Annotated in this window: 26 protein-coding genes and 2 pseudogenes; 14 read left to right on the top strand and 14 right to left on the bottom strand. The window is 71.5% G+C overall.

What is annotated here, in order from left to right; genetic code table 11:
* Nucleotides 1–14: 14 nt before the first annotated feature.
* A complete protein-coding gene (locus V1227_RS10405) occupies nt 15–500 on the bottom strand; it encodes a universal stress protein (protein ID WP_329792298.1) in 486 nt (161 codons plus the stop codon).
* A 13-nt stretch (nt 501–513) separates the two neighbouring features.
* On the bottom strand, nt 514–2,037 hold the full coding sequence (locus V1227_RS10400; protein WP_329793996.1) for an MDR family MFS transporter: 1,524 nt from the start codon (nt 2,035–2,037) through the stop codon (nt 514–516).
* 102 nt (nt 2,038–2,139) lie between these two features.
* Here V1227_RS10400 and V1227_RS10395 point away from each other — a divergent pair, with 102 nt between their 5' ends.
* Nucleotides 2,140–2,721 (top strand): TetR/AcrR family transcriptional regulator, encoded by a 582-nt coding sequence (locus V1227_RS10395; RefSeq protein WP_329792297.1) that lies wholly within the window; start codon nt 2,140–2,142, stop codon nt 2,719–2,721.
* On the opposite strand, the gene V1227_RS10390 is transcribed toward V1227_RS10395, so the two are convergent.
* Nucleotides 2,709–3,299, bottom strand: a complete 591-nt coding sequence (locus tag V1227_RS10390; protein ID WP_329792296.1) for a short chain dehydrogenase — start codon at nt 3,297–3,299, stop codon at nt 2,709–2,711. The genes V1227_RS10395 and V1227_RS10390 overlap by 13 nt on opposite strands.
* Before the next feature lie 69 nt (nt 3,300–3,368).
* On the opposite strand from V1227_RS10390, the gene V1227_RS10385 reads away from it, so the two are divergent.
* Nucleotides 3,369–4,226 (top strand): LysR family transcriptional regulator, encoded by an 858-nt coding sequence (locus tag V1227_RS10385; RefSeq protein WP_329792295.1) that lies wholly within the window; start codon nt 3,369–3,371, stop codon nt 4,224–4,226.
* Nucleotides 4,227–4,230: 4 nt separating this feature from the next.
* On the opposite strand, the gene V1227_RS10380 is transcribed toward V1227_RS10385, so the two are convergent.
* From V1227_RS10380 to V1227_RS10370, 3 genes are all read right to left on the bottom strand, one after another.
* Complete coding sequence (locus V1227_RS10380) at nt 4,231–5,823, bottom strand: PucR family transcriptional regulator (RefSeq protein ID WP_329792294.1); 1,593 nt, start codon at nt 5,821–5,823, stop codon at nt 4,231–4,233.
* Between the two features lie 349 nt (nt 5,824–6,172).
* Entirely contained in the window at nt 6,173–6,625 is a 453-nt protein-coding gene (locus V1227_RS10375; protein WP_329792293.1) for a hypothetical protein, read from the bottom strand.
* Nucleotides 6,626–7,018: 393 nt separating this feature from the next.
* Nucleotides 7,019–7,570, bottom strand: a complete 552-nt coding sequence (locus V1227_RS10370; RefSeq protein WP_329792292.1) for an NUDIX domain-containing protein — start codon at nt 7,568–7,570, stop codon at nt 7,019–7,021.
* Between the two features lie 263 nt (nt 7,571–7,833).
* Here V1227_RS10370 and V1227_RS10365 point away from each other — a divergent pair, with 263 nt between their 5' ends.
* Together V1227_RS10365 and V1227_RS10360 are read left to right on the top strand one after the other, a co-directional pair.
* On the top strand, nt 7,834–8,865 hold the full coding sequence (locus V1227_RS10365) for an NAD-dependent epimerase/dehydratase family protein (protein WP_329792291.1): 1,032 nt from the start codon (nt 7,834–7,836) through the stop codon (nt 8,863–8,865).
* A 2-nt stretch (nt 8,866–8,867) separates the two neighbouring features.
* Nucleotides 8,868–10,199 (top strand): D-arabinono-1,4-lactone oxidase, encoded by a 1,332-nt coding sequence (locus V1227_RS10360; protein WP_329792290.1) that lies wholly within the window; start codon nt 8,868–8,870, stop codon nt 10,197–10,199.
* A gap of 55 nt (nt 10,200–10,254) precedes the next feature.
* Here the strand turns inward: V1227_RS10360 and V1227_RS10355 are convergent, their stop codons facing one another.
* Nucleotides 10,255–10,446, bottom strand: coding sequence for a hypothetical protein (locus V1227_RS10355; RefSeq protein ID WP_329792289.1), 192 nt, complete (start codon nt 10,444–10,446; stop codon nt 10,255–10,257).
* A 45-nt stretch (nt 10,447–10,491) separates the two neighbouring features.
* Between V1227_RS10355 and V1227_RS10350 the strand changes: the two genes are divergently transcribed.
* The 5 genes and pseudogenes from V1227_RS10350 to V1227_RS40620 all read left to right on the top strand — a co-directional run bounded on the left by V1227_RS10350 (nt 10,492) and on the right by V1227_RS40620 (nt 13,668).
* Complete coding sequence (locus tag V1227_RS10350; RefSeq protein ID WP_329792288.1) at nt 10,492–11,148, top strand: sugar phosphate isomerase/epimerase family protein; 657 nt, start codon at nt 10,492–10,494, stop codon at nt 11,146–11,148.
* A 7-nt stretch (nt 11,149–11,155) separates the two neighbouring features.
* The gene (locus V1227_RS10345; RefSeq protein ID WP_236224545.1) at nt 11,156–11,467 is read left to right on the top strand and encodes an L-rhamnose mutarotase; all 312 of its coding nucleotides are present in this window, start codon (nt 11,156–11,158) and stop codon (nt 11,465–11,467) included.
* Nucleotides 11,464–12,444, top strand: coding sequence for an aldo/keto reductase (locus V1227_RS10340; RefSeq protein ID WP_329792287.1), 981 nt, complete (start codon nt 11,464–11,466; stop codon nt 12,442–12,444). The genes V1227_RS10345 and V1227_RS10340 overlap by 4 nt, the downstream gene beginning before the upstream one ends.
* Nucleotides 12,445–12,460: 16 nt before the next feature.
* Nucleotides 12,461–12,958, top strand: a pseudogene (locus tag V1227_RS10335) (pyridoxal-dependent decarboxylase); the annotation flags it as partial.
* On the top strand, nt 12,898–13,668 hold the full coding sequence (locus tag V1227_RS40620; RefSeq protein WP_442916481.1) for a pyridoxal-dependent decarboxylase: 771 nt from the start codon (nt 12,898–12,900) through the stop codon (nt 13,666–13,668). The pseudogene V1227_RS10335 and the gene V1227_RS40620, both read left to right, overlap by 61 nt.
* Here V1227_RS40620 and V1227_RS10330 read toward each other — a convergent pair.
* The 5 genes and pseudogenes from V1227_RS10330 to V1227_RS10310 form a co-directional block, all read right to left on the bottom strand.
* A pseudogene (locus V1227_RS10330) lies at nt 13,608–13,918 on the bottom strand (lysine 2,3-aminomutase); the annotation flags it as partial. The gene V1227_RS40620 and the pseudogene V1227_RS10330 sit on opposite strands and share 61 nt — an antisense overlap.
* Nucleotides 13,919–14,038: 120 nt before the next feature.
* Nucleotides 14,039–15,142: an o-succinylbenzoate synthase gene (menC, locus tag V1227_RS10325; protein WP_329792285.1), complete on the bottom strand. Its 1,104-nt coding sequence runs from the start codon at nt 15,140–15,142 to the stop codon at nt 14,039–14,041.
* Entirely contained in the window at nt 15,139–15,945 is an 807-nt protein-coding gene (locus V1227_RS10320) for a GNAT family N-acetyltransferase (protein ID WP_329792284.1), read from the bottom strand. Before V1227_RS10320 ends, menC begins: the two co-directional genes overlap by 4 nt.
* Nucleotides 15,942–17,006 carry a M20 family metallopeptidase gene (locus V1227_RS10315; RefSeq protein WP_329792283.1) on the bottom strand — a complete coding sequence of 355 codons (1,065 nt, stop codon included), beginning with the start codon at nt 17,004–17,006 and terminating at the stop codon, nt 15,942–15,944. The genes V1227_RS10320 and V1227_RS10315 overlap by 4 nt, the downstream gene beginning before the upstream one ends.
* A complete protein-coding gene (locus tag V1227_RS10310; RefSeq protein ID WP_329792282.1) occupies nt 17,006–17,212 on the bottom strand; it encodes a hypothetical protein in 207 nt (68 codons plus the stop codon). The genes V1227_RS10315 and V1227_RS10310 overlap by 1 nt, the downstream gene beginning before the upstream one ends.
* Nucleotides 17,213–17,447: 235 nt before the next feature.
* Here V1227_RS10310 and V1227_RS10305 point away from each other — a divergent pair, with 235 nt between their 5' ends.
* The 3 genes from V1227_RS10305 (at nt 17,448) to V1227_RS10295 (ending at nt 21,094) form a co-directional block, all read left to right on the top strand.
* Nucleotides 17,448–18,179: an ABC transporter ATP-binding protein gene (locus V1227_RS10305; RefSeq protein ID WP_329792281.1), complete on the top strand. Its 732-nt coding sequence runs from the start codon at nt 17,448–17,450 to the stop codon at nt 18,177–18,179.
* 97 nt (nt 18,180–18,276) lie between these two features.
* Entirely contained in the window at nt 18,277–20,769 is a 2,493-nt protein-coding gene (locus tag V1227_RS10300) for an FtsX-like permease family protein (RefSeq protein WP_329792280.1), read from the top strand.
* 67 nt (nt 20,770–20,836) lie between these two features.
* Entirely contained in the window at nt 20,837–21,094 is a 258-nt protein-coding gene (locus V1227_RS10295; RefSeq protein ID WP_329792279.1) for a hypothetical protein, read from the top strand.
* 212 nt (nt 21,095–21,306) lie between these two features.
* Here V1227_RS10295 and V1227_RS10290 read toward each other — a convergent pair whose 3' ends face one another.
* Together V1227_RS10290 and V1227_RS10285 are read right to left on the bottom strand one after the other, a co-directional pair.
* Nucleotides 21,307–22,623 carry a cytochrome P450 gene (locus tag V1227_RS10290; protein WP_236218602.1) on the bottom strand — a complete coding sequence of 439 codons (1,317 nt, stop codon included), beginning with the start codon at nt 22,621–22,623 and terminating at the stop codon, nt 21,307–21,309.
* Nucleotides 22,624–23,028: 405 nt separating this feature from the next.
* Nucleotides 23,029–23,778 carry a DUF899 family protein gene (locus V1227_RS10285; RefSeq protein WP_329792278.1) on the bottom strand — a complete coding sequence of 250 codons (750 nt, stop codon included), beginning with the start codon at nt 23,776–23,778 and terminating at the stop codon, nt 23,029–23,031.
* Between the two features lie 692 nt (nt 23,779–24,470).
* Here V1227_RS10285 and V1227_RS10280 point away from each other — a divergent pair.
* Both V1227_RS10280 and V1227_RS10275 read left to right on the top strand, forming a co-directional pair.
* Nucleotides 24,471–24,761, top strand: a complete 291-nt coding sequence (locus tag V1227_RS10280; RefSeq protein ID WP_329792277.1) for a helix-turn-helix domain-containing protein — start codon at nt 24,471–24,473, stop codon at nt 24,759–24,761.
* Nucleotides 24,754–25,656, top strand: a complete 903-nt coding sequence (locus tag V1227_RS10275; protein ID WP_329792276.1) for an XRE family transcriptional regulator — start codon at nt 24,754–24,756, stop codon at nt 25,654–25,656. The genes V1227_RS10280 and V1227_RS10275 overlap by 8 nt, the downstream gene beginning before the upstream one ends.
* Nucleotides 25,657–25,658 lie beyond the last annotated feature (2 nt).

Here is a 25,658-nt window from a genome sequence, read left to right as displayed (position 1 = left end):
GGGGTGGAACCGGGTCAGGGCACCACGAGCACCGGCCAGTGCCCCGTCTTGACCAGCCGGGTGGCGACCGACCCGGCGAACCGGTGTCCCGCCTGCCGCGACGCCCCGACGACCACCATGTCCGCCTGGCACTGGTCCGCCGAGTCGCGCAGCACCGTGAACGGGTCGCCGAACGCCTTCACGAACGTCACCGGCACGTCCAGTTCCTCGGCGGCGCGACGGGTCTGGTCGCTGAGCTCGGCGTGCAGCCGGGCCGTGGCCTCGTGCTCGAACACCGACGCCACGGCCGGGCTGAACGCCGCCAGGGACGAGTGGCACGCCACGAAGGCGACGACCAGCCGGGCTCCCTGGCGGCGGGCCAGGCCGAAGGCGGCGGCCGCGGCGCGCATCGCCGTGTCCGAGCCGTCGACGCCGACCATGATGGTCCGCGACGACGGCAGGGGAGCGGGACCGAACTCGTCCACCGCGGACTGGAAGGCGTTGTTCGGGCCGGCGCTCATGGTTCCTCCTCGGTCATCGCGCGACCGCTGAGTCTGCTTCCTTCTCCTCGAGGTCGATCGTCGTGCGCAACGTGATCGGCTTGAGGAGCAGTGCCGCGACGATGCCGACCACGCCGACCGCGGCGGAGATCAGGAAGATGTGGGCCGTCGCGTCGCCGTAGACGGTGTGCACGACCGTCTGGACCTGGGGTGGCAGCGCCTGCAGGTTCAGGGCGCTGGTGCTGCCGGTCGACTGGCCCGCCGGCACGTGCAGCGCGGCGGAGAGGTCGGCGGTGACGCGGTTGGCGAGGACGGCGCCGAGCACCGAGACGCCGATCGTGCCGCCGAGCGAGCGGAAGAACGTGACGGTCGCGCTCGCGGCGCCCAGTTCGCTCAGCGGCACGCTGTTCTGCACGGCCAGCACGAGGTTCTGCATCGTCATGCCGACACCGACACCCACGACGGCCATCGCGGCACCGACGATCCACAGCGCGGTGGCGTGGTCGACGAAGCCCAGGCCCAGGAAGCCGAGCACCAGGATGATCGTGCCCGCGACGATGTACGGCTTGATCCTGCCGGTGCGGCTGATCATGCGGCCGGAGACCGTGGACGACACCAGCACGCCCGCCATCATCGGAATGGTCAGCAGGCCAGCCTCGGTCGGGGAGTAGCCTCGGCCGATCTGGAAGTACTGGCCGAGGAACACCGCGCCGCCGAACATGGCCATGCCGACCGCGAGGCTCGCGATGATCGCCAGGGCGGGGGTGCGGCGGGCGACGATGTGCAGCGGGACGACGGGTTCCCCGACCCGCAGCTCCACGGCGACCGCGACGCCGAGCAGCGCGACACCGGCGCCGACCATGGCCGCGGTCTGCCACGACAGCCAGTCGAACGAGTTGCCGACGAACGAGACCCAGATCAGCAGCACGCTCACGCCGGCGGCGATCAGGACGGCGCCGAGGTAGTCGATCTTGACGTTCTCGCGGCGCACGGTCTCCAGCTTCAGGGTGGCCTGCAGCACGCCGAACGCCAGCGCGGCGATCGGCACGGCGACCCAGAAGCACCAGCGCCAGCCGAGCCACGACACGTCGACGATCAGGCCGCCCAGCAGCGGGCCGCCGACCGTCGCGACGGCCATGACCGCGCCGAGGTAGCCGTTGTAGCGGCCCCGCTCGCGCGGCGGGATGATCGCGGCGATCACGACCTGCACCAGCGCCTGCAGGCCGCCGACGCCGAGGCCCTGGAACGCGCGGGCGGCGATCAGCTGCCCGGTGTCCTGGGCGAAGCCGCTGAGCAGCGAGCCGATCACGAAGATCACGATCGCGGCCTGCACCAGCGTCTTCTTGTTGAACAGGTCGGCGAGCCTGCCCCAGATCGGGGTCGTGGCCGTCGCCGTGAGCAGGGTGGCGGTGACCACCCAGGTGTACTGCGTCTGCGTGCCGTTCAGCGAGCCGATGATCCGCGGCAGCGCGGTGGAGACCACCGTGGAGCTGACCATGGCCACGAACAGCGCGAGCAGCAGTCCGGACAGCGACTCAAGCACCTGCCGGTGCCCCATCGCCCGAGTCTCGATCGTCACGTCCGCCCCTTCGTCGCCCTAATTCTTGCGCGGTGTGCAAATTTGCGCAATGAGCAACTTACACCCGCTACGCTGATCCGCATGGAGAGCCCCACCACGCTGCGCGAGCAGAAGAAGGCGGTGACCAGACGGGCGCTGGCCGGCGCGGCCCTGCGGCTCGCGGTGGAACGCGGGCTCGACGGGGTGACGGTCGAGGACATCGCGGACGAGGCAGGGGTGTCCCGCAGGACGTTCTCCAACTACTTCGCGAGCAAGGAGGACGCGGTGCTGGACGCGGACCGCGAACGGCTCAGGGCGCTGATCTCGCTCGTCGAGGCGCGTCCGGCGGACGAGGAGGCGTGGCAGGCCCTGCGCGCGTCCACGGCCGAGCTGTACCGCGTCCGGCCGCTCCCGGACGTCGAGTGGATGGCCCAGCTGCGGCTGTTGCGCCGGCACCCGTCACTGCTCGCGCGCCAGGCAGGCGGTCAGGTGGCGCTGGAACGCGACCTGACCGCCGCACTGGTCCCGCGCGAGCCGGACGAGGAGGTCGCCCGGCTGATGGCGGCGACGTTCCTCACCACGATCCGCACCGGCATCGGGCTGTGGCTCGAAGGGGCGGGGGAGCAGCAGCTGCCCGGCCTGGTGGACCGCCTGCTGAGCCGGGTGCGGGTTCAGGGCACGTAGACCTGCCCGGTCTGCCGGCCCTCGATCGAACGGACGTACGCCCGCGCGACGTCGGCCAGCGGCACCGGCTTCATGCCGGGGAAGTAGTCGCCGTAGACGTCGAGCGCCTCGGTGAACACGGTCGGGCTCACGGCGTTGATCCGCTGCGGCGCGATCTCGATGGCGGCCGCCCGCACGAACGCCTCGACGGCGCCGTTGGCCAGCGAGGCGGCGGCGCCCGTGACGACCGGTTCGCGGGCGAGCACGCCGGTGATCAGCGTGAACGACTCGGTGACGTGCGCGAGCCCTTCCCTCACGAGCGCGACCTGGGACAGCACCTTCCCGGTCACCCCGGCCTGGTAGTCCGCGACCGACAGGTCGCGCAACGGCTTGAACGGCACGTGCCCGGCGGCCGACGCGACGGCGTCCACCTGCCCCGCGGTCCGGTAGAGCTCGGCGACCTGCGCCGGGTCGGTGACGTCGAACCGCAGATCGCCTCCGGTGCGCGAGACGGTCACGACGTCGTGCTTGCGTTCGGTGAGCGCCTGGTGGACGGCGGTGCCGAGCAGGCCGGTGGCTCCTACGAGCAAAATCCTCATGCCGTCGACGCTAGGTCCGCTCGAAGCGCCTGTGAAATGCCGTTCGTGCAGCACTTATGATCGGTGGTCATGAATGTGGAGCTGCGTCACCTGCGGGCGCTCGCCGCGATCGGCGACCACCGGTCGATCACCGCGGCCGCGCGGGCGCTGCACGTCACGCAGCCCGCGCTCTCCCGGACGCTGGAGCAACTGGAACGGCGCCTCGGCGTGCGGCTCGTCGACCGCACCACCCGGCACGTCGCCCTGACCGACGCCGGGCACCGGCTGTGGGAGCACAGCCACCGCATCCTCACCTCGCTCGACTCGGCGCTGGCGCAGGTCGTCCAGCCGCAGCCGATCAGGCTGACGTTCGCGTGGGCCGCGCTCGGCCGGTTCACGATCCCGTTCCTGCGGGAGTGGCGCGCGGAGCACCCGGACGTCCTCGTGCGCATCCGGCAGGCCGACGACCCCGAGGCGGCTTTGCGGCGCGGCGCGGCCGACGTGGCCGTCCTGCGCACCGAACCCGCCGACACGGGCCTCGGCCACGTGACGCTGGTCGAGGAACCGCGGATCGCGGCGGTCGCGGACGACCACCCGCTCGCGTCCCGGGAAGCCCTCGTCCTGGACGACCTGGTGGGCGAATGCGTCGCGGTGTGCGAGACGGCGGCGACCACCAGCGCCGACCTCTGGCCCGCCGGGGCACGGCCGCGGACGGTGGACGTGCCCGGCGTGGTCGAGTGGCTGACGTCCATCGCGACCGGCACGACGGTCGGCGTCACGGCGGCGGGCACCCGTCACCACCACCCGCAGCCCGGCATCACCTACCTGCCGCTGACCGACGCCGACCCCGTCTCGGTGCACCTGGCGTGGCCGGCCGGGGCGGCGCACCCGTCGACGGAGGCGTTCGTGGCGCTGGCACAACGGCACGTGCGGACGTCCCAGCCCTGACGGGTCAGCGGTCCGGCCGCCACAACCGCAGCTGCAGCATCGCCGCGAACCGCGCGTTCGGGTCGCCCAGGTCGATCCCCCCGACCTCCGACAACCGCCGCAGCCGGTACCGGAACGTGTTGGGGTGCACGAACACGGCGGCGGACGCGGCCGCCACGTCCCCGAACGCGTCCAGCCACGCGGAGAGCGTCTCGACCAGGTACGCGTTGTGCTTGCGGTCGTACGCGATCAGCCGCGCGACGGGCCCGGTCAGCGCGTCCCCGCGTTCGGCGATCAGGTCCGACAGCTCCAGCAACAACCCCTCGCTGTGCACATCGGACACCCGCGCGACCGGACGTGAGGCACGGCCGGCCCGCAGCACCCGCAGCACCAGGTCGGCGCCGGCCCGCGAGCGCGACAGCGTCAGGCCGTCCGACACCTCGCCCACGCCGACGAGCACCTGGTTGCCGATGCGGGTGCGGAAGTCGGCCGCGATCCGCAACGCCCGGTCCTCGGACTCGGCGGGCAGGATCGCGTAGGCGACGTCACCGATCAACGCGGCCGCCGCGCGCGGGTGCACGGCCGTGAGGTGCATGGCGAACGCGTCGGCGACCTGCTGGCGTTCGGCGAGGAGACGGGCGTGGGCGGCCGGGTCGTCGCCGTGCGAGTGGGCCAAGGCCAACGCGAGCACCACGCACGCCTGGTCGGCGAGTCCGAGACGCCGGACCGCCTCCGCCGCGCCCGGACCGCCCTCCACCGCCGTCGACACCAGGTCCGCGCGCAGCCGCCGTTCGACGTCCGCGCCCGCCCGCTGGCGCATCATGTGCAGCGCCACGAGCTTGGCCGCGTCGCGGAAGGCCGCGGAGCTGTCGGGCGAGAGCGGGGAGCGCACGGCGGCCCAGATCGAGCCGAGGAACTCGTCGCCCGCGCGAACGGCCACGGCGACACGCGGCAGGCAGAACGTGCCGTCGTCGGCGGGCAGGCCCTCGACGGTGACGGGCTCGTCGCTGCGGTAGAGCTGCTGGAACACCCCGCGCGCCTCCAGCAGCTGGGAGAAGCGCGCCGGCACCTGCCTGCCCAGGATCGTCTCGACGCGCGACGCGTCCGCCTCGTCCTGGCGGCCGGAGAACGCGAGGACGCGCGAGCTGCGGTCCTCGATCGTCACCGGGGCGCTGATCAACGACGCCACGGCGTTGGCCAGCGCGAACAGGTCCCCGGCCGGCACGCCGCCGAGGGTCTCGGACGGGTCGACCTCGCCCTCGGCGAGCAGCGAGCGCAGCATCGCCGCGAGCTGGTTCCACGACGCGCCCGGCGCGAGGCCGAGCAGCGCCACCCCGGACCGGTCGACGGCCGCGGCGACCTCGTCGGTCACCACGACCGGGCCGCGCACGACGAGCGCCGCCGCGTCCTGCTCGCCCAGCAGGTCGAGCAGCCCGGCCGGCTCGCGCACGCCGACGCCCAGCACCAGCGCGGACGGCGGCAGCGCCTGGTCGTCGTCCGGGTCGTGGATCACGACGCCGCCGATGTCCGAGGACCGGCCGGGGTCGCCGCGCACGAGGTCGATCAGCGTGGTGCCCAGGTCGTCCAGCACGCGGGTGAGGCCTGTTCGCGGGCTCATGTCCACCACCCTGCCCACCGTCTACAGAGGAATCCATTAAGTGCTCAACGACCGGAGTCTACTGACCCACCAGCGCGTTCAGGCTGGTCAGATGTCCTTCAGCGGCTCCGGGTGTGCCCGAGCGTTCGCGCAAATCGGGAGCAGTGTGGGAGCACGAGTGACGAACACGTTCGCGATGCCCAGGCCGTCGAAAAGCCGTTGCCGGCCCGGATCCACGCCAGGGCCGACGGGCTGGGGCAGACGCGGAGCAGCAGCGGGACGCGTGCCCGAGCGGCGAACGACCGCACGGCCTCGGCCAGCTCGCACAGGGTGCGCTCGGTCTCCTCGGCCGGACAGTCGTCGAAGCGCATCAGCACCACCGCACATCCCGACCGCGCGGACCCGGGGGTGCTCGCGGGGTCGAGCAGCTCCTGGAACACTTGCCCGAACGGCGCGAGCACCGGACGCAGGCCGAGACCGAGGTCGCGGCACCACGCGGTGAGGGGCTCCGCCATCGCGTCGGGGGTGCCAGCGGGTCGGGGGTGAAGGTCGCGGCGACGGCGAGCACGGCGCCGTCCGCCGTCGACGACTCAGCTGCGGGTGCGAAGGACTCCAGCACCTCGACCCGGCCGGCGCTCACCCGACCGAGTCCGGCCACCGCCGCGGCGGCGACCGCTTCGACGGCGAGCCCGTCGACGACCCCGCGGACCGTCGGTGAGAACCCGGTGTCCATCCTCGGGGGCCGCAGGACGAGCCCGCCGAGGCCGGGGTGCTCGCTGATCGTCGTGCGCAGCGGCTCTTCGCAGCGGCGCTTGGCGTCCACGTAGTGCTGCCAGGTCTGCGCGCCCGGACACGCCGCACGTCCGCAGCGTCCTGCGCGGACAGACCCGCCAAGGCATGAGGACCGTGAGCGCGCCCTGCGCCACCTCCGCGCCGAACCCGCTCCTGGACGCGTAGTCCGCGTCCAGGGGCAACCGTTGAGATCGCCGCTCGTTTCAGCGAATCGGCCGAGATCGTCTGGAACGACATGCACTGCGAACACCGAGGACTCCGTTTCGACGCGCCCGCGAACGGGCGGAGCAGAATTGGAGGCCGCGCTGATGACACAGCAGCAAAGCCAGAAGCTTGCATTCCAACCGTCGGGTCAGCCGGAAGAATCGCAAATGGCGAATCCTGGAATGTGGCGCATATCTACCGAACAGCGACACGAGTGAATTCAGCTCCGACCGGCAACGTCCAGCTGCTTCGTCGCCAGCGCGAAGAGCTGGTCGAGGTAGGCGTTCCCGGTGGGTTCCGTCAGCGGCCACCAGACGAAGTCGTCGTGCGTGTTGTCGACCCGCGGCCGGGCGTCGTGCTCGGCGTGGGCGAGGAAGGTGACGTTGACGGTGTGGGTGGAGGAGTCGCCGTGCGCTGAGGCCTCGAAGACGGTGGAGAAGGTCCCCAGCACACCACGCAGGGTCAAGCTCAGCCCGGACTCCTGCTCGGCCGTGCGCACCGCGGCCTCGGCGAGCTGCTCGCCCTTGCGCATGCGGCCGCCCTGCAACCACAGGGAACCCGCCTGGGGTTCCTGGGTGCGCCGGGTGAGCAACGCCTCGCCGGCGCGGACGACGAGCGTGTCGACGCAGACGACGGGCATCCGTTCCAGGATCTCGCGGTAGAGCTCCTCCGGCACCCAGGCGTTGCCCCCGGCGCCGCGGCCGTCGCGCCAGTCGAGCACGGGTGCTGCGGGCAGTGCATCCGACTGCACGGGGTTGAGCGGTCCAGGCATCGTCCTCCGCCTTCCGGTGATCGCCTCCCCGGTGGAAGGTATGGACCTGGTGCGGATCGGACCACCTCCCGTCCCGTTCGGCGGAACGAACTCCGCTCCGCCGGCCCGGCCTGAACTCCGTTCCGCGCATTGGAACGGGCTCTGAATGATCGGTGCCAAATGTCCCACACTCCCTTCAGTCGACAAGCGGCTGCCGATCGGGAACTCCCATCGGCAGCTGCGGAGAAAAATACGACAGCCCGATCTCACGAATGGAAACCCCCATGACCCAGCAGGAATTCTGGCGCGGTAAACGAGTGCTGGTCACCGGTGGCTGCTCGTTCATCGGATCGCACCTGGTGGAGCACCTCGTCGGTGCCGGTGCCAGGGTGCGCGTGGCCGACGACCTCAGTTCGGGACGCCTGGAGAACCTCAGCGCCGTTCCGGAGTCCGCCTGGGAGTTCGTGGAGGGCGACCTCTGTGACCCGCGGCTCGCCGCCGAGGTGGTGCGCGGTGTCGACGTCGTCTTCCACCTCGCCGCGATCCACGGCGGCAGGGGGTTCATCGAGCTGCACCAGGCCGCGTGCTCGCGCAACTTCGTCCTGGACGGCGTGGTCTCGCAGGCGGCGGTCGACGCGGGAGTGGAGAACTTCGTCTTCGCCTCTTCCGGCTGCGTCTACCCGGTCGACCTCCAGGCCGACGTGAACGAGGAGGTGCGGCTCACCGAACCCCAGGTGGGGCCGCCCTTCCACGCGGACGGGATCTACGGCTGGGCCAAGCTGATGACGGAGCAGCGGCTCGCCGCGCTCCACAGCGAGCTCGGGTTCCCGTCGGTGTCGTGCCGCCTGTTCACGGTCTACGGCGAGCGCTGCCCGGAAAGTCACGCCCTGACCGCCATGGTGGGCCGGGCGTTCATCCAGCAGAAGCCCTTCGAGGTCTGGGGCGACGGGACCCAGATCCGCAACTGGACCTACGTCACGGACATCGTGCGCGGTCTGGTCCTCGCCGGAGAACGTGTCCACGACGGCAGCGCGATCAACCTCGGCACCGAGGAGCCGATCCAGGTCAGGGAAGCGGCCAGGATGATCCTCGAGTTCACCGGCCAGGCCGACACGGAGATCAAGCCGCTGCCGGACAAGCCGACCGGCCCCTACAACCGGGTCGCGTCCGCGGCCATGGCGCTCGAACGGCTCGGCTGGACGCCCGAGGTGCCGTTCCACACCGGCCTCAAGAGGCTCACCGAGTGGTACTTCGAGTCGCGGCAGGCGGAGCGGATGACGACGGACGAGTTCGCCGAGCGGCTGACCACGAGGTAGAGATGACCGACGCACCGCGGTTGACACCAGGACCGGAGATCACCGCCGGGGAACGCCGGCGCACGGCGTGGTCCAACTGGAGCGGGGCGGTCCGCGGCATCGCGGACCGCCTCCTCGCTCCCGACACCGCGGACCGGCTGCGCGAGGTCGTGCTCGACGACACCGCACGCGCACGCGGCATCAGCGTGGTGGGGTCGGGGCACTCGTATGCCAACCTCGTCGCACCGACCGGCCGGACGCTGCTCGACCTGCGCCACCACCGCGGTGTCGTCGCCGTCGACCCGGCGGCCATGACGGTCACGGTGAAGGCGGGCACGACGATGCGCGAGCTGAACCGGGAGCTCGCCGCGGCGGGCTTCGCGCTGCCGAACCAGAGCGCGATCGACGAGCAGACCGTCGCCGGCGTCGTGGCCACGGCCACCCACGGGAGCAGTCCCCGGCACGGCACGCTCTCCAGCCACGTCGTGGCGGCGCGGATCCTCACCGCGGACGGCCGGGTGCGCACGATCACGCAGGACGACCCGGAGCTCGACGGCGTCCGCGTGCACCTGGGGTGCCTCGGCGTGGTCCTGGACCTCACCTTCGCCGTCGTGCCCGGCCACCGGCTGCGCAAGGTCGTCCGGCGCCGCCCGCTGGCGGAGGTGCTGGCGAACCTCGACGAGTTCCGCGGAGTCCGCTTCGGCGGCTTCTGGTGGTACCCGCACACCTCGCAGGCGATCGTCTGGGAGGCCGCGCCGACGGACGAGCCACCGACCTCGCCACCGGGACCGCCCGGTGCGCTGCTTTCGTTGCTGTACAACAACTCCTGGCCGCCGCGGGTGGCGGGCGCCGCGCACTACGCGGCCGCCGTGGCCGCCGGACGGGGCGGTGCGCAGGTCATGCGCTGCGACGACGCACTCCTGCACCACCTCCCGCCGCCCGTGCAGGGCACCGAGTACAGCGTCCCGTTCGACCGGGCGGCCGACGCGATCCGCGCCCTGGCACGAGAAGTGCGCCGAGGAGGGTTGCGCGTCTGCGCACCGGTGGACGTCCGCTTCACCGCCGCGGACACCGCCTGGCTCAGCCCGAGCAGGCAGGCACTCACCTGCCACATCGGCGTGACGCACCCCGTGTCGGTGCGAGACCCCGAGGGGTGGGTCGCACCGCTTCGCGCCGTGGACTCGGTGCTGTGGGACTTCGGCGGCCGCCCGCACTGGGCCAAGGTCCACTTCCGCACTGGCCGGGAGCTGGCCGGGCGCTACCCGGAGTGGGACCGGTTCCAGGACCTGCGCAGGGCCTGGGACCCGGACGGCGTCTTCCTCGCAGGGCACCTCCGAGAGCTCTTCGAACGCTGACCCCTCTCGAGAGGCGGACGCTCATGGCGATCAAGTTCGACCACCACACCTGGTCCTACTCCAGCTTCGGCAGTTGGGTCCCCGCGTACCCGTCGGACGAGACCGTCAAGCGACTGGCGCGGATCGGCTTCGGCGGCGTCGAGATCGGTGCCGCCGCACCGCACGCCTGTCCGCCGTACCTGAGCCCGGCCAGGCGGCGCGAGGTGCGCAGCCTGCTCGACGACCACGGCATCGAGGTCTCGGGCATCGGCCGGCGCCCACCGGGGGACCCGGTTGCAACCCGAACACTCCCGTGGCCGAGGAACGCGAAGCGACCGTGGAGCACTACCGGGCGATCGACGAACTGTGCGCGGAGCGGGGCGCCGGAGCGGTGGTCTACCTGCCCGGCTGGGTCGTCTTCGGCACCCGGCGGCGGAAGGCCTGGGCGTGGTCGCGCGAATGCCTGGCCCGGGTCGCCGACAACGCGGCGCAGTACGGCCTCACGGTGCTGGTCGAGCCGCTCGCGGAGAACTCGAACCTGTGCGAGAGCGGCGAGGACGCCATGGAGCTGATGGAGGACATCACGCGGCCGAACGTGAAGGTGATGTTCGACTGCGGCCACGTCCGCTACCGGCGGGAGTCGCTCACCGATCAGGTCCACCTGATGGGCGCGGACCTGCACCGGATCCACAGCGCCGACACCAGGGGAACGCAGACGCGGTTGCCCACCGGTCTCGGGGACGAGGACCGGGAGGGCCTGGTCGACGCCCCGCTCGACACGGGTTTCGACGGCCACCTCACGGCCGAGACGGGGTTCACCGCCGCGGGATCGACCCCGACCACGACGCGCGGACCGGGCTCGCGTTCCTCAAACCGCCGGTGGCACGCAAGTGCGCCGAACGCGCCGCCGCGTCCACGGCGACGACCCTCGCACCCTGAACCGCGGCCCGGCAACCCGAACGGAAGGTAACGGCACGATGGAGACAGTCGCTCTGCACACCAGGCTCAAGCCGGGCAAGGAAGCCGCCTACGAGGCCGCGCACGCCCGGATTCCCGACGACCTCGACGCGGCGCTGCGCGCGGCGGGGGTGCGGTCGTGGCGGATCTGGCGCAGCGGTCTCGACCTGTTCCACGTCGTCGAGGTGGACGACTACGCGGCCATGATGGAACAGATGCACGGGCACCCGGCGGACGTCCCGTGGCAGAAGAGGATGGACGAGTTCCTCGACGCCCCGCTCGACTACGACTCGGGCCGCTCGGACGCGAAGTTCGTGTGGGAGCTGCCGTGATCGACCGCCTCGGCCTCGGCGGGTCCGCACTGGGGAACCTGTACCGCCCCGTGTCCGATCTGGACGCCCGTGCCACCGTCGACGCCGCGTGGCAGGCCGGCGTCCGGTACTTCGACACCGCTCCGCACTACGGCCTCGGCCTGTCGGAACGGCGGCTCGGTGCGGCGCTCGCGGACCGGCCCCGGTCGGAGTTCGTCATCTCGACCAAGGTCGGCAGGCTGCTGGAGCCCTGCGACAGCGGCGGCGACGACCTGGCCGAGGGCTTCGCCGTGCCCGCGACCCACCGCCGGGTGTGGGACTTCAGCGCGCACGGGGTGCGCCGTTCGCTGGAGGCTTCGCTGGCCCGGCTCGGCCTGGACCGGGTCGACCTCGTCTACGTCCACGACCCGGACGACCACGGCGAGCAGGTCCTGCGCGAGGCGTTGCCGGCCCTGGCGGAGCTGAAGGCGCAGGGCGTGATCCGCGGGATCGGCGTGGGCGTGAACCGGTGGGAGGTGGCGGAGCGGTTCGTGCTGGGGCATCCCCTGGACCACGTCATGCTGGCCGGCCGGTACACGGTGCTCGAACACGCCGCGACCGCGGACTTCCTCTCGCTGTGCGCGGAACGGGACGTCTCCGTCGTGGCGGCCGGTGTCTTCAACTCCGGGCTGCTGGCCCGCCACGAGGTCCCGGCCGACGCCACGCACGACTACACGACGGCACCGGCCGCGCTGGTCGAGCGCGCCCGCAGGATCGCCGGGATCTGCCGGCGGCACGGTGTCCCGCTTCCGCGGGCGGCGCTGCACTTCCCGTTCGGGCACCCGGCGGTGCGGGCGGTCGTGGTCGGTGCCCGGTCGGCGGCGGAGGTCACCGAGAACATCGCGATGGCCGCCGGCGAGGTGCCCGCCCGTGTCTGGTCCGACCTGCGCGCCGAGGACCTGCTCTCCCCGACCGTTCCCGTGCCGCTGCCGAAGGGCTTCGAGAAGGCGGCCGGCTGATGTTCCTTCGATCTTCATGTGGGGTGTGGTGCTGTTTGAGCGCCAAGGAAATTCCACGGGCTGGCGGCTGCCGCAGGAGCCGACGACGGCGGGTGCGGTGTACCGGGCGGTGCAGGACGAGCTGCGCCCGGACGTGCGGCCGCAGCTGAACCCGGCGACGTTCATCACCACCGGGATGGAACCGGAAGCCGAACGGCTGATGACCGACTTCCTGTACCACAACACCGTCGACGGCGTGCAGCCGTTGCACACGGCCGACTTGGCGCAGCGGTGCGTCGCGGCGCTCGCCGACCTGTGGCACGCTCCCGACCCGGACAGCGCGGTGGGCACGTCGACCGGCGGTTCCAGCGAGGCCTGCATGCTCGCCGGGCTCGCGATGCTGATGCTGTGGCGCTCCCGCGCCGGCAGTTCCCGCGGTCGGCCCAACCTGGTCATGAGCACCGCCGTGCACGTGTGCTGGGCCAAGTTCTGCGCCTGCTGGGACGTCGAGGCGAGGCAGATCCCGGTGCGGGAAGGCGCTTCCGGCATCGCCCCGCACACCGCGGCCGAGATGTGCGACGACAACACCATCGGCGTGGTGACGTGCTCGGCACCACCTTCGACGGCTTCTACGAACCGGTGCGGCAGGTGTGCGCCGCGCTGGACCGGCGGTGCGCCCGCGACGGCGTGGACGTGCCGGTGCACGTCGACGCGGCCTCCGGCGGGATGGTGGCACCGTTCCCGGACCCCGCGCTGGCCTGGGACTTCCGGCTGCCCAGGGTGAGCTCGATCAACATGGTGCTCCTGCCACAGGTGAGCTGCCCGACGACCGCAACCGAAGATCACCTCCTTCAGGTTCAGCGGCATCGGCTTGTCGGCGACCAGGTCCACGGCACCGTCCGAGCACTCGATGAGGTCGGAGACGAGTTCGCGACCGCGCCTGTAGCAACCCCAGAACTCGGCAAGCTCGTCGGTGAAGACTTGGCGCTCGTTGCTCAGCCTCGTCCGCGAGGTGAGGGACTGAGTCAGCTTGGGGCGTGTCCGCCCGGCGCTGGACCAGTCCACGACTGCCACCGTCCAATGTGGATGGGTGATGCTGTCCTTCGAGGACCTTCTGGCGAGGCGGACCATGCTGATGGGGCCGCCTTCGGAAGATGTCCCGAAAATGGCCCCATCGTGACCTGTCAGGTCTGGTCGGACCACCACTTCTGGCCGGCCTCACCGAGCGTGGAGATCGGGTCGTAGTACGGGTACCGGCGGTCCAACGCCTCGGGGTCCTCGAGCTCGATCCGGTCCGGTGGGAAATGCCCAGCTCACGGCCGTACTCGGCAAGCTGGTGCACTCACCGCTTGCCCACGTACGGCACGTCGCACACGATCCGTGGCGTCGCGTACCCAGGCAGGTTGCCCATGATCGCGTGCTGAAGTTCTTGGGCTTCCCAGACGGGCACCCTCCGATGTTCTGCGTTGGGGACCATGTCGCACATGTCTCGCGGCTGTGGGAGCACGATCCGGGAGCAGAACCATGCGGTGAACTTGCCAGTACGTACCTGAACGAATTCGAACGGAGCCGCACTGACCTGCAAGAGTTGCATTTCCGCAGGTCAGTGCAGCGATCATGCCACAGGAATCCACTCCGTCTTCACCGTGACCGCGTCCAGCGCGTCCGGCAGCGGCGTCACCCCCAGCCCGGGTCCTGTCGGGACGGTCAGATGGCCGTCGTCGAGCACGAACGGCTCGGTGACGTCCATCGAGTAGTAGCGGTCCGACGCCGAGGTGTCGCCGGGCAGGGTGCAGCCGGGCAACGCCGCGAGCGCCACGTTCGCGGCCCGGCCGATGCCCGTCTCGAGCATCCCGCCGCACCACACCGCGATGTTGTTCGCGGCGCAGACGTCGTGGATGCGCCGCGCCTCCAGGTACCCGCCGACCCTGCCGGGCTTGACGTTGACGACCTGGCAGGCGCCGAGCCGGATCGCGTCGGCGGCCGAGGACGCCGAGGTGATCGACTCGTCCAGGCAGATCGGCGTCTTCACCACCTTCGCGAGCTCCGCGTGGGCGAGCAGCTCCTCCTCGTCCAGCGGCTGCTCGATCAGCAGCAGGTCGAACGGGTCGAGCTTCGCGAGGTGCCGCGCGTCGCCGAGCGCGTAGGCGGTGTTCGCGTCGACCTGCAGCAGCACGTCGTCGCCGAACCGCTCGCGCACGGCCCGCACCGGTTCGACGTCCCAGCCCGGCTCGATCTTGAGCTTGATCCGGACGTAGCCCTCGTCGAGGTACCCGCCGACCGCGCTCAGCAGTTCGGGGATCGAGTCCATGATCCCGACCGACACGCCGCACGGCACGCGGTCGCGGACGGCGCCCAGCTCGCGGCCGAACGACACCCCCCGCTCCCGCAGCTCGGCGTCGAGCACGGCCATCTCCAGCGCGGCCTTGGCCATCCGGTGCCCGTGGTACTTCTTCAGGCGCGGCGCCACCGAGATGCCGTCGACGGGACCTGTCAGCGCGGGCACCAGGAACCGCCGCAGGACGTCGGCGCAGCCCTCCAGGTACTCCGAGGAGTACACCGGCTCGGACATGGCGACGCACTCGCCCCAGCCCTCCCCGGAGTCCGTGACGGCGCGCAGCAGCAACAGCTGCCGCACGGTCTGCGTGCCGAACGAGGTGCGGAACGGCGACCTCAGCGGCATCTCGACCCAGCGGATCTCCACCCCGTCCAGCTTCACGAACCACTCCTCTCCACGACGTACCAGCCCGACCTGTCGAACCCGGTGACGCGGGCGCCGGCGGCGAGCAGGCCACCGAGCACCTCCCGCACGGCGTAACGCCACTCGGTCGCCGCGGCCGGGTTCGTGGCCCGCAGCGCCTCCACGTCCGGCGGCACGGCGACGAGCACCGTGTCCGCGGAGCACCCGCCCCGCACCGGCAGGCCGTCCTCGGAGATCCCGAGCCCGACCACCCCCGACGCGCTGACGGCGTGCGGCTGCCCGGCGCACGCGGCGACGACCTCGGGGGAGGCGATCTTCCAGCTGACCAGCAGCCGGTCCGTCTCGCCGCCGCCGTTGACGTCGTCGTCCATGTGGCCGTAGAAGTCGGGCAGGTACTCGGTCGCGCGGGCGGCGAGCTTGCCCAGGTTGAAGTGGGCGTTGCGGCGCACGAGCGGGTCGAACGTCCAGGTGATCTCGCTCAGCCCGCGTTCGAGCGCCCACGTCCGCTGGTCGAGCTTGAGGGCGTAGCCGACGTTGCGGCCGCGCATGCCCGCCGCCACCCCGGCGATGTGGCTGTGCAGCGCGCCCGCCGCCGGGGGTGAGCAGAAGCCGATGCAGGCACCCACCAGGTCGTCGCCGTCGAACGCGCCCGCGACGTAGCTGCCCGCCTTGGTCATGGCGCGCAGCAGCTCCGCGGTGACCGGGGGAGCGCCGCCCGGACCGGTCGGCCGCCAGATCGACTCGTACAGCCGCTGCGTGGCGAGGAGCTCCGCGTGGTCCGCGAGCTGCCGGACCACGACGTTCCGGGTCACCAGGGTCATGTCAGCTCCCTCACGAGCGCCGCGAGCAGCTCGGTGCGCGGACCGATCTCCGACACCAGCACGTGCTCGCTCTCAGCATGCGCTCCTCCGCCGACGGCGCCGAGCCCGTCGAGCGTCGGAACGCCCACGCCCGCCGTGAAGTTGCCGTCCGAGGCACCCCCGACCGAGGCCTGCGTGAGACCCGGCAGCAACCCCGACGCCAGGTCGAACAACGCGCCGGACGCCGACAGCTCGAGCGGTGGGCGGTTCGGGCCTCCCGCCACCTCCACCTTCGCGCCGTCGAGCACCGGCCGCAGCGCCTGGAAGTCCTCGTCGACGCGGAGCTGTTCGGCGGTGGTCCGCACGCGCACGTCGACCATGAACCTCGCCCGCGCGGGAACGGTGTTCGTCGTCGTGCCGGCGGAGACGACGGTCGGCACGACGGTCGTCCCGGTGGCCGGATCGGCCAGCCGGGTGACCGCGAGGACCTGGTGCGCGGCCTCGACCGTGGCGTTCACGCCGCGCTCGGGTTCGAGCCCGGCGTGCGCGGCCCGCCCGTGCAGGGTCACCTCGTACATCGAGGTGCCCTTGCGCTCGGTCTTGAGCGCGCCGCCGTCCGCCGAGGCTTCGCAGACGAGGACGGCCGCGTGCTCCACGGCCTCGGTCTCGATCAGCCCGCGCGACGACGGCGAGCCGATCTCCTCGTCACCGGTGATCAGCACCGTGACGCCGTCGGGGGACCCGAGCGAGGCGATGGCGTGGAAGATCATCACGACGCCGGTCTTCATGTCGAAGCAGCCGGGCCCGCGCAGCACGCCGTCCCGTACGCCGAACGGGATGCGGTCCAGCGTCCCGATGGGCCACACGGTGTCGTGGTGGCCGAGCAGCAGCACCTTGCGCGGCCCGGTGCCCAGCCGCCAGCGCAGGTGCGTGCGGCCGTCGAGCACGATCCGCTCGGGCGGCGAGCCGAGCAGCGCGGAGCCCACCTCGGCGGTGACCTCCGCGCTGCGGGCGACCGCGGCCAGGTCGGTGGACGGCGACTCGCAGGTCACGAGCCGCTCGATGTCGTTCAACAGGTTCATCAGGAGACCTTCGGCGTCGCGCGGACACCCATGTGCACGTACTGCTCCCCGGTGGGCAGCGAGTTCCTGCTCAGCACACCCGCGGCCGCCTCGGCGACCTCGTCGCCGACCGTGACGGCCACCGCGGCACCGGGCACGCCGTGCTCGGCCACCAGTCGCGGCAGGTTCTCCTGCAGCCAGTCGCTGATCTCGTTGAGCTGGGACATCCGCGCCTCATCCACGTCGACGTGACTCCGGTCACCGGCAACGCTAGGGTCGGCGCCCCCGCGCACGCCTCGTCCCGGCCGACGAATCCGGCCTCCGCGATCTGTCGGCGCGGACGAAGCCGGTCGCGGGTGGAGCCTGCTCCACCTCCGGCCGGGCAGTCTGCGTGATCGTTCCGCGCGGTCGGCGAAATTACGTTCTTGCCTCAGGAAGTCGTTGCTGAGCAAGGAGAACGTGATGAGGGCAGACGCGCTGTCGCTGCAGGCGGTGCGGAAGGTGTACGGCTCGGGTGCGGGAGCGGTCACGGCGTTGGACGAGGTGACCGTCGGCATCCGGCGGGGCACCTTCACCGCGGTGATGGGCCCGTCCGGCTCGGGCAAGAGCACCTTCCTGCACTGCGCGTCGGGCATGGACCGGCCGACGTCCGGGCGCGTGCTGCTCGGCGACACCGACCTCGGTGGCCTGAAGGAGGCCGCGCTGACCGCCGTGCGCCGCGACCGGATCGGGTTCGTGTTCCAGGCCTACAACCTGCTGCCGTCGCTGACCGTGGAGCAGAACGTCACCCTGCCGCTGCGCCTCGCCGGCCGGGCCGCCGACCGGCGGTGGCTGCGCGAGGTGGTCGGCAGGGTCGGTCTCGACGGACGGCTCGACCGCCTGCCCTCCGAGCTGTCCGGCGGTCAGCAGCAGCGCGTCGCGATCGCCCGCGCCCTGGTGGCGAGGCCCGAGGTGGTGCTCGCCGACGAACCGACCGGTGCCCTGGACTCGCGCACCGCGCACCAGGTCCTGACGCTGCTGCGGTCCGTTGTGGACGACATGGGCCAGACGGTCCTGATGGTCACGCACGACCCGGTCGCCGCTTCTGCCGCGCACAGCGTGCTGTTCCTGGCCGACGGACGGCTGGCGGGCGAGCTCACCGGGCCGACGCCGGAGCGCGTGGCCGAGCGGATGACGCACCTGGGGGAGTGGTGAGCGTGCTGCACCTGACGCAGCCGGGCGGAGTGCTCGGCGTCGAGTTGCCGGTCTGCGCGGCGGTCCTCGTGGGGCGGCTCGTGGGAGGTGCGAAGTCGTGCTGACTCTCGCCTGGCAGACCGTCAAGGCCCGCACCGGCGGGTTCGCCGGGGCCTTCGTCGCGATCCTCTGCGGCACCGCGCTCGTCGCGGCCTGCGGGATCCTCATGGAGTCCGGCCTGCGCGGCGGCGTCCCGACGCAGCGCTACGCCGCCGCCGACGTGGTCGTCACCGGTGACCGGATCGTCCGGCCGCCCGGCGCCGACGTCCTGGCGTTCGAACACGCCGCCGAGCAGCCGGGCATCCCGGCCGCCCTCGCGGCGAAGATCGCCGCGGTGCCGGGCGTCGAGGCAGCGGTGCCGCAGCGGACTTTCCAGGCCGTGGTGGTCGGGCCGGACGGGCAGCCGCTCGCGGGCAAGCCGTCCTTCGGCCACAACTGGGACTCCGCCGTGCTGGCGCCGTTCACGCTGAAGGAGGGGAACGCGCCCCGGGGCGACGAGGTCGTCCTCGACTCGGCGCTCGCCGCCGAGGCGGGGGTCGCGGTGGGGGACGAGGTGCGGGTGATGACCCGTTCGGCGCCCGTGACCCACCGCGTCGCCGGCATCGCCGAGGCACCCGGCCGTGCCCGTCAGGCGGCGATGTTCTTCGGCGAGGCGAAGGCGGCCGAGCTCGCCGGGCGTGCGGACCAGGTGAGCGCCATCGGGGTGCTCGGCGCGAACGCGGACCGGGTCGAGGAGGCGCTGAAGGGCCAGCGCGTCACGGTGTCGGAGGGCGCCGACCGCAGCGCGGCCGAGTTCGACGACGTCAGCCGGACCAAGTCGATCCTCGCAATCCTGGCCGGCTCGTTCGGCGGGTACGCGGTCCTGGTCGCGATCTTCGTGGTCGCCAGCACCCTGGCGTTGACCGTCGAGCAGCGCCGCCGCGAGTTCGCCCTGCTGCGGGCCGTCGGCGCGACGCCGCGGCAGATCCGCAGGCTCATCGGCGTGGAGACGACGGTGGTGTCCGTGGTCGCCGGTGTGGCCGGCAGCCTGCTGGGCATCTTCGTCAGCCAGGGGTTGCGCGCCGCGTTCGCGAGGATCGGCGTGGTGCCGGACGACTTCGCGCTCTCGATCAGCCCGATCCCGCTGGTCGCGGCACTGCTGATCGGGGTCGGCGCGGCACGTCTCGCCGCCTGGAGCGCCGCGCGCAGGCCGTCGTCGATCAACCCGGTCGAGGCGCTGGGCGAGGCCGCGGTGCAGAAGCGCGACGCCGGGAGGATGAGGCTCGCGATCGGCTGGGCGCTGGTCGGTCTCGGGCTCGGCGCGACGACGCTGCCGTTGTTCCTGCGCGGCCAGCTCGGCGCCGCGATGTCGGTGATGGCGGCGCTCGTGCTGATCATCGGCCTGGCGCTCACCGGCCCGCGCGTCATCGGGGCGGCGGTGCGGGTGATCGCCCCGGTGCTCGCGAGGTCGTCCGGCGTGAGCGGCTACCTGGCGGCGGCGAACGTGCTGAAGAACTCCCGGCGCCTCGCCGCGGCGGTGACGCCGTTGATGCTCGCGATCGGCTTCGCGGTGGTGAACTACTACAGCCAGACCACGTTCACCGCCGCCGTCGGCCAGGAGACCACCAGGTCGATCACCGCGGGCCACGTGGTCACCGGTGTCGCGGGAGTGCCGGCCGAAGTCGCGGACGCGTCACGGCGGCTCCCCGGTGTCACCGCCACCTCGCTGGTGCGCACGCAGGTGATCACCGCGAACAGGACCGGTGAGACCGTCGAGGTGCAGAGCCGCCCGGCCAACGGCCTCGACCGGACGGCGGGCGGGCTGGTCGACCTCGGCGTCGTCTCCGGCAGCCTCGACGACCTCGCCGAGGGCACCGTGGCGCTGAGCGACTCGCACGCCTCCTGGGAGGACAAGAAGATCGGCGACACCGTCGAGTTCTGGTTCGCCGACGGCAGCCCGGCGAGGCTGCGGGTGGTCGCGACCTACGACCACGACCTGGCGTTCGGCGACTACGTGCTCTCGGCCGCCGACGCCCGTGCCCACACCACCGCGGGCATGGACAGCGCCGTCCTGGTGCGGGCCGCCGACACGACGGCCCTGCAGGGCCTGACCGGCCGTTATCCCGGCCTGCGGGTGACGGACCGGGTGGCGGCGCAGGACCGCGACGCCGAGCGCACCCAGTTCCTGCTGAACCTCGTCGCCGTCGGCGTGATCCTCGGCTACGTGGCGATCTCGGTGTCGAACACGCTCGTGATGTCCACGGCGGCCCGCCGCCGCGAGTTCGCCCTGCTGCGGCTCGTCGGCACCGGACGGCGGCAGGTGGTGCGGATGATGCGGACCGAGGCCCTGCTCACGGTCGGACTGGCCGCCGTGCTCGGCTCGCTGGTGGCGGCGGTCCCGCTGGCCGTGCTGGCGGTCGGCCTCACCGGCACCCCGCTGCCCTCCGGCCCGATCGCCGTCTACCTGGGCGCGCTCGCCGGTGCCGCGGTGCTCGGCGTGGTGTCGATCGCGATCTCGACGCGGTTGTCGTTGCGCGCCAAGCCGATCGACGCCATCGGCATCAGGGAGTAGGAACACGGGGAAGGGCCACCTGGACGTCCAGGTGGCCCTTCCCCGTCGTGTCGTCAGCCGACCGGCCGTGACGGTCACGATGTGGCCACCGCCGCGCTGCAGGCTGTTCCGCGGTCCCGCCGAGTACCGGCCGCAGATCATCTGCACCGGGCCGCGGGCCAGCTTCTTCGTCATCTCACCGCCGAAGTCGGGAGTGGTGTGGGTGCTGACGCCGTCGGTGACCGCGTCCCGCGCCGACTTGGTCGCGATGGTCCACGCGGTCCGCAGGTTCTTGACCTTGGTGGTCAGCCACCCGACCGGCGCGTTCTTCTCGTGGGCCCAGTAGTGCAGCACGTTGTAGAGCGGCGACGGCCGGGAGCGCGATGGTCGAGAGGGTGGCGGCGATGATGGCCCGGCGGATCATGGTCTTTACCTTCCGTTCGCGGAATGCGTTGGTAGGCAAGACTGTTCGAACGGCTGCGAGAAGGCATGAGGGATGGACCCTCAACCCCAACGGGGAGAAGTTGGGTGTATCAGGCCGTCCCCCACGCGACTCCGTCAGAGAACCTGCTGGATGGGGCTGGGCTGCTGACCGAGGTGGACCGGCATCGAGTGCAGCCCGTAGACGATCGAGAGCTTGCGGAACGCCAGGTCGCCCGGCTCGACCGCGAGCCGCATCTCCGGGAACCGCTTGGCGAGCGCCGGGTAGGCGATCCGCAGCTCCATCTTGGCGAGCTCGGCCCCGATGCAGCGGTGCGCGCCGTAGCCGAACGCGAGGTGCTGACCCGCGGCCCGCTCCGGGAGGATCTGCTCGGGGGTCGCGTAGACGCTCGGGTCGCGGTTCGCCTGCGACAGCGAGCACGCCACGATGTCGCCCGCCCTGACCTTCGTCCCGGCGATCTCGATGTCGCGCCGGGCGATCCGCAGGAACGCCACCGACACGACGCTGAGGTGTCGCAGCAGCTCGTCGACCAGCCCGTTCACGGCCTTGTCGTCACCGAGCGCCTGCTCCCACAGCACCGGGTTGCGCAGCATCGCGAGCGTGCCGAGCGAGATCATGCTGGCGGTCGTTTCGAAGCCACCGGTCAGCAGCCCGTCCGCCAGACCGGCCAGCTCGTCGTCGTCCAACTCGTCGCCGTGCTTGCGCACGAGCTCACCGAGCAGCCCGTCGGTCGGTGCGAGCCGCTGCGCCCGCACGAGCTCGCGGAAGTACACGATGGACTCGGACACCGCGGACAACGACGTCGTGGCCGCCCCGCCGAGGTCGAAGCGCGAGACGCTGCGCCGCTGGAACTCCTCGCGCTCGCTCGCGGGCACGCCCAGCAGCTCGCAGATCGTGAGCGCCGGCACCGTCATCGCGAAGTGCTCGACGAGGTCGACCGCGCCGTCCTTCATGGACATCAGGTCGAGCTGGTCCGCGACGATCTGCTCGATCCGCGGCACGAGCCGCGACAGCCGCCGCATGGTGAACTCCGGCGTCAGCACCCTGCGCAGCCGCGTGTGCTCCGGCGGGTCGCTGAACCCGAGCCCGCCCGGCGCCTCGTCCGAGAACAGCCCGAGCTCCCGCAGGTGGCCGAAGTCGTTGCTGAACGCCTCGGAGTCGACGAGCACCTGCTTGGACGCCTCGTACCCCGTCACCAGCCACACCGTCACGGGCAGCGGCAGCCGCGTCAGCGGAGCGGTGGCCTGCATCCGCGCCATCTCGGGCACCGGGTCCAGCCCGGTGCGCCGCAGGGGTGCCAGCACGCGCGACGGCACGAACCAGGACGACTCGAGGTCGAACCCGGTCTTGCTCAGGTGGGCGAGGAACCGCTTCCCCATCCACTCGGTCACGCGCGACCGCACGTCGGTCGCTGACTGCAGAACTTCCCACATGACGCGGCTGTCCCTTCGGCGGAAAAAGGGGTTTAGGACCAGGTCAACCCCATCGGAACGGACAATAACGACGTCGCCGCTCGCGCGTCGTCATACCCTGGCCTAACGCGCCGTCATACTTTGGTCCAGGCGTCGCCGGGCCGCTGCGGAGGGCGTTCGGTCCGGGACGGAGCGTCAGCACCACGACGAATCGCGCTGCTCAGACTGCCGCGGGCGTGAGATCGAACGGTACAAGGTCGTGGCGGCCGTGTGTCTCGCTTCCGCCGTCGTGTTGCTGAACCTGGCGTGGGGTGAGTTCGGCCGCGAGGTCGCCGGACGACCCCGCGGTGGTGTCGCTGCGGGGCGAGGCGCGGAGCGTCCTGTCGACGTTCGACGGGAAGCGCCGCGTCCTCGCCACCGCCTGCGTCAGTGGCAGTGCCCCTGCCTGCCGAGCGTCCGCACCGGCGTGACGCCGGGCCGCGTCCACTGGGGAACGGGCCGGCTGTCCTCGTCCCAGCTGGACCGCCCGTCCGCGTTCGTCCGCCAGAACCAGCCGGCCTGCCGCGCCTCCGGCCAGCCCTCGGGGTGCCGCTCCCACTGCTCGCCCCGCCCGCGCGCGGTGATGTCGAGCAGCGCCAGCGACCCGTTGACGCGCTCGCACCCGCGCCCGGTCGTCGAGTAGGTGAGGAACGTGCGGTCGCCGTCGCGCAGGTAGCTGGTCAGGTACCCCATCTCCCCGCCGACGGGCTCGTCCAGGCCCCGCACCGAGTACCACGGTTGCGTGTAGCCCATGAACTCCACGAACGGCGCCACCTCCTCCCACGCACCGGTCGTCAGCACGGCGAACGAAACACCACGCGCGTGGAGGTAGGCGGCGTCCTGGAAGTGCCACGGCACGTGCGTGCACCCCTCGCACTGTCCCTGGTGTGGCGCGCCATCCCACCACATGTGCTTGTAGACGACGAGTTCCTCGCGCCCCTCGAACAACTCGACGAACGGCACAGCCCCCTGCGCTCCGACGACCTCGACCTTCCCGTCGAACTCGACCATCGGCAGCTTCCGGCGTTCGGCCGCGATCGCGTCGCCCTCGCGCGTGTGGGCCTTCTCGCGGACCAGGAGCTCGTCGCGGGCCTTCTGCCAGGTGGCGAGGTCGGCGACGGGCGGGAGTCCGGTCATGGCTGTTCCTCCGTGGTGTGGTCGGTCCCTGCACACCCAGGTCGAAGCCGTCACGGGTTTTTCGACATCGCCGCCGACGCGCGTTCGGTCACCGGCCAGGCCGCTTCGAGGTCCCTCGGTCGGGCGGCCGGCGGATCGTCGCCGAGGTGCGGCTCCCACTGACCGCCGGTCCGCGGGAGGACCGGCTGGTCCCGCCGGGCCAGCCAGAGCCGCAGTTCGGCGGAGATCGGGACGGCGCCCGTCGCCGGGCGCCACGAGGAAGTCGCCCTGCGCCGCGTACGTTCCGTGGGCCAGCAGGGGAGGCATGAAGTGGTCGCTGTTGCCGTACGAGTGGCGCTCGTGGTCGGGTCTGTCAACCCGTGTCAGGGGGACGGTCAGCGCGGCACCGCACGCCATGCACTCGAACACCACCATCGATCAACCCCCAGGCCATCATCCGAGGGCTGTCCACCGCGATTCCTCACAGATCGAGCCGAGGACCCCCGCCACCGGCCCCGCAGCCACCGGTCGCGACTGGCCACCACGATCGCGCCCGAGCACGTCCTCCAACTCGTCGCACTGAGGCGACCCCGCTCGCCGCGAATCCCTCTCTTGAATCGAGATTTCCGAGCAAGAAAGTCCGGTTCCACTGATCAGGAGCGGATCACGTCGCCGCTACCAGCGCGTTCGTGGCGCTGGTTACCCTGGTGGGCATGGGTGCCGACGACCCGAACGCGATTGGCCACCGACTGCGGCAGCTCCGCAACGCGCGGCGAAAGTCGCTGGCTGTCGTCGCTGGTCGGGCAGGTATCTCGATCTCGTACCTCTCGCGACTGGAGTCCGGCGAACGGGCGCTGGATCGTCGGTCGCTCATCGTGGCCCTGGCGGACGCGCTCGAAGTCGCGCCAAGCGAGATCACGGGAGCCGCGACGGTTGGTCATCTCGAAGAGGGACCGGTCGCTGGGCCCGGTCCGACTCGCGCTGCTGTCTGTGAGCATGGGTGAGCCTGACGGTTCGGTTGTGCCGATCGATGTCCTGAAGGTGCGGGTATCCGCTGTGCTGGAAGCACAACGGCAGTGCGACTACGTGACCGTTGGTGCCGCGCTGCCCGAGTTGATCCGCGATCTGCACACATCGCTGAACGCCGGTCGCGATGTCGAGAAGCTGTTGCAACTCTTGGCTTTGACCCATGTTCAAGGCACTCAAGCGTGGTTGACGGACATCGGCGCGAACCTCGACCTCGGTTGGCAAGCGGCGTTGCTGGCCAAGAACTCGGCAGAACGGCTGGACAACCCGCTGTCCCACGCCGTGAGTGCGTTCGGCACGTCCTTCGGCCTGATGGGCGCTGGAGCGTTCGAACTGGCGTCCAAGGCGCTTGCGGTGCCGAGTCTCGCCACGTCGACCCCTGAAGCGATGCAGGCGGCAGGAATGCTCGCCCTCACGTCGTCGCTCGTGTCCGCCGCCCGAGGTGATCAGTCGGCACGGATCGCGGCTCTGGACCACGCGGCGGATCTCGCGGAGCACACCGGAGAAGGAAACGCCCTGTGGTTCGGATTCGGCCCGAGCAACGTCGGCGTGTGGCGGATGTCGATCGCACTGGAATCCGGCGACTGTGCCGAAGCCGCTCGAATCGCGGCGACCGTCAACCCCGAAGCGCTTCCGTCCCCCACGAGGAAATCGGCTTACTGGCGCGAATATGGTCGGGCGTTGGCACGTCTTCCCCGCCGGCAGGATGACGCCGTGATGGCTCTCCGTCGCGCGGAGCTGATCTCTCCCGCACGAATTCGCCGGCACCCGTTCATGCGATCGGTGCTGGCCGAATTGCTCGTGAAGGCGAAGCGTGACGCGGTTGGTCGTGAGCTTCGCGGCATGGCGTATCGCGCCGGATTGCCCGTGTAGCC

Origin of the sequence: Lentzea sp. DG1S-22 (genome assembly GCF_036321065.1) — a bacterium.
Classification (GTDB): Bacteria; Actinomycetota; Actinomycetes; order Mycobacteriales; family Pseudonocardiaceae; genus Lentzea; species Lentzea jiangxiensis.
This window is presented reverse-complemented; position numbering and strand designations above follow the sequence as displayed.

Coding starts and splice junctions, on each gene's coding strand:
- V1227_RS10400 (WP_329793996.1), bottom strand. CDS start 2,037: ATGGGGCACCGGCAGGTGCTTGAGTCGCTGTCCGGACTGCTGCTCGCG.
- V1227_RS10275 (WP_329792276.1), top strand. CDS start 24,754: ATGGGTGAGCCTGACGGTTCGGTTGTGCCGATCGATGTCCTGAAGGTG.
- V1227_RS10395 (WP_329792297.1), top strand. CDS start 2,140: ATGGAGAGCCCCACCACGCTGCGCGAGCAGAAGAAGGCGGTGACCAGA.
- V1227_RS10365 (WP_329792291.1), top strand. CDS start 7,834: ATGACCCAGCAGGAATTCTGGCGCGGTAAACGAGTGCTGGTCACCGGT.
- V1227_RS10310 (WP_329792282.1), bottom strand. CDS start 17,212: ATGTCCCAGCTCAACGAGATCAGCGACTGGCTGCAGGAGAACCTGCCG.
- V1227_RS10355 (WP_329792289.1), bottom strand. CDS start 10,446: ATGCCCGAGACCTCGATGCCGTGGTCGTCGAGCAGGCTGCGCACCTCG.
- V1227_RS10285 (WP_329792278.1), bottom strand. CDS start 23,778: ATGACCGGACTCCCGCCCGTCGCCGACCTCGCCACCTGGCAGAAGGCC.
- V1227_RS10370 (WP_329792292.1), bottom strand. CDS start 7,570: ATGCCTGGACCGCTCAACCCCGTGCAGTCGGATGCACTGCCCGCAGCA.
- V1227_RS10385 (WP_329792295.1), top strand. CDS start 3,369: ATGAATGTGGAGCTGCGTCACCTGCGGGCGCTCGCCGCGATCGGCGAC.
- V1227_RS10315 (WP_329792283.1), bottom strand. CDS start 17,006: ATGAACCTGTTGAACGACATCGAGCGGCTCGTGACCTGCGAGTCGCCG.
- V1227_RS10290 (WP_236218602.1), bottom strand. CDS start 22,623: ATGTGGGAAGTTCTGCAGTCAGCGACCGACGTGCGGTCGCGCGTGACC.
- V1227_RS10345 (WP_236224545.1), top strand. CDS start 11,156: ATGGAGACAGTCGCTCTGCACACCAGGCTCAAGCCGGGCAAGGAAGCC.
- V1227_RS10380 (WP_329792294.1), bottom strand. CDS start 5,823: ATGAGCCCGCGAACAGGCCTCACCCGCGTGCTGGACGACCTGGGCACC.
- V1227_RS10320 (WP_329792284.1), bottom strand. CDS start 15,945: ATGACCCTGGTGACCCGGAACGTCGTGGTCCGGCAGCTCGCGGACCAC.
- V1227_RS10390 (WP_329792296.1), bottom strand. CDS start 3,299: ATGAGGATTTTGCTCGTAGGAGCCACCGGCCTGCTCGGCACCGCCGTC.
- V1227_RS10280 (WP_329792277.1), top strand. CDS start 24,471: ATGGGTGCCGACGACCCGAACGCGATTGGCCACCGACTGCGGCAGCTC.
- V1227_RS10305 (WP_329792281.1), top strand. CDS start 17,448: ATGAGGGCAGACGCGCTGTCGCTGCAGGCGGTGCGGAAGGTGTACGGC.
- V1227_RS10405 (WP_329792298.1), bottom strand. CDS start 500: ATGAGCGCCGGCCCGAACAACGCCTTCCAGTCCGCGGTGGACGAGTTC.
- V1227_RS10360 (WP_329792290.1), top strand. CDS start 8,868: ATGACCGACGCACCGCGGTTGACACCAGGACCGGAGATCACCGCCGGG.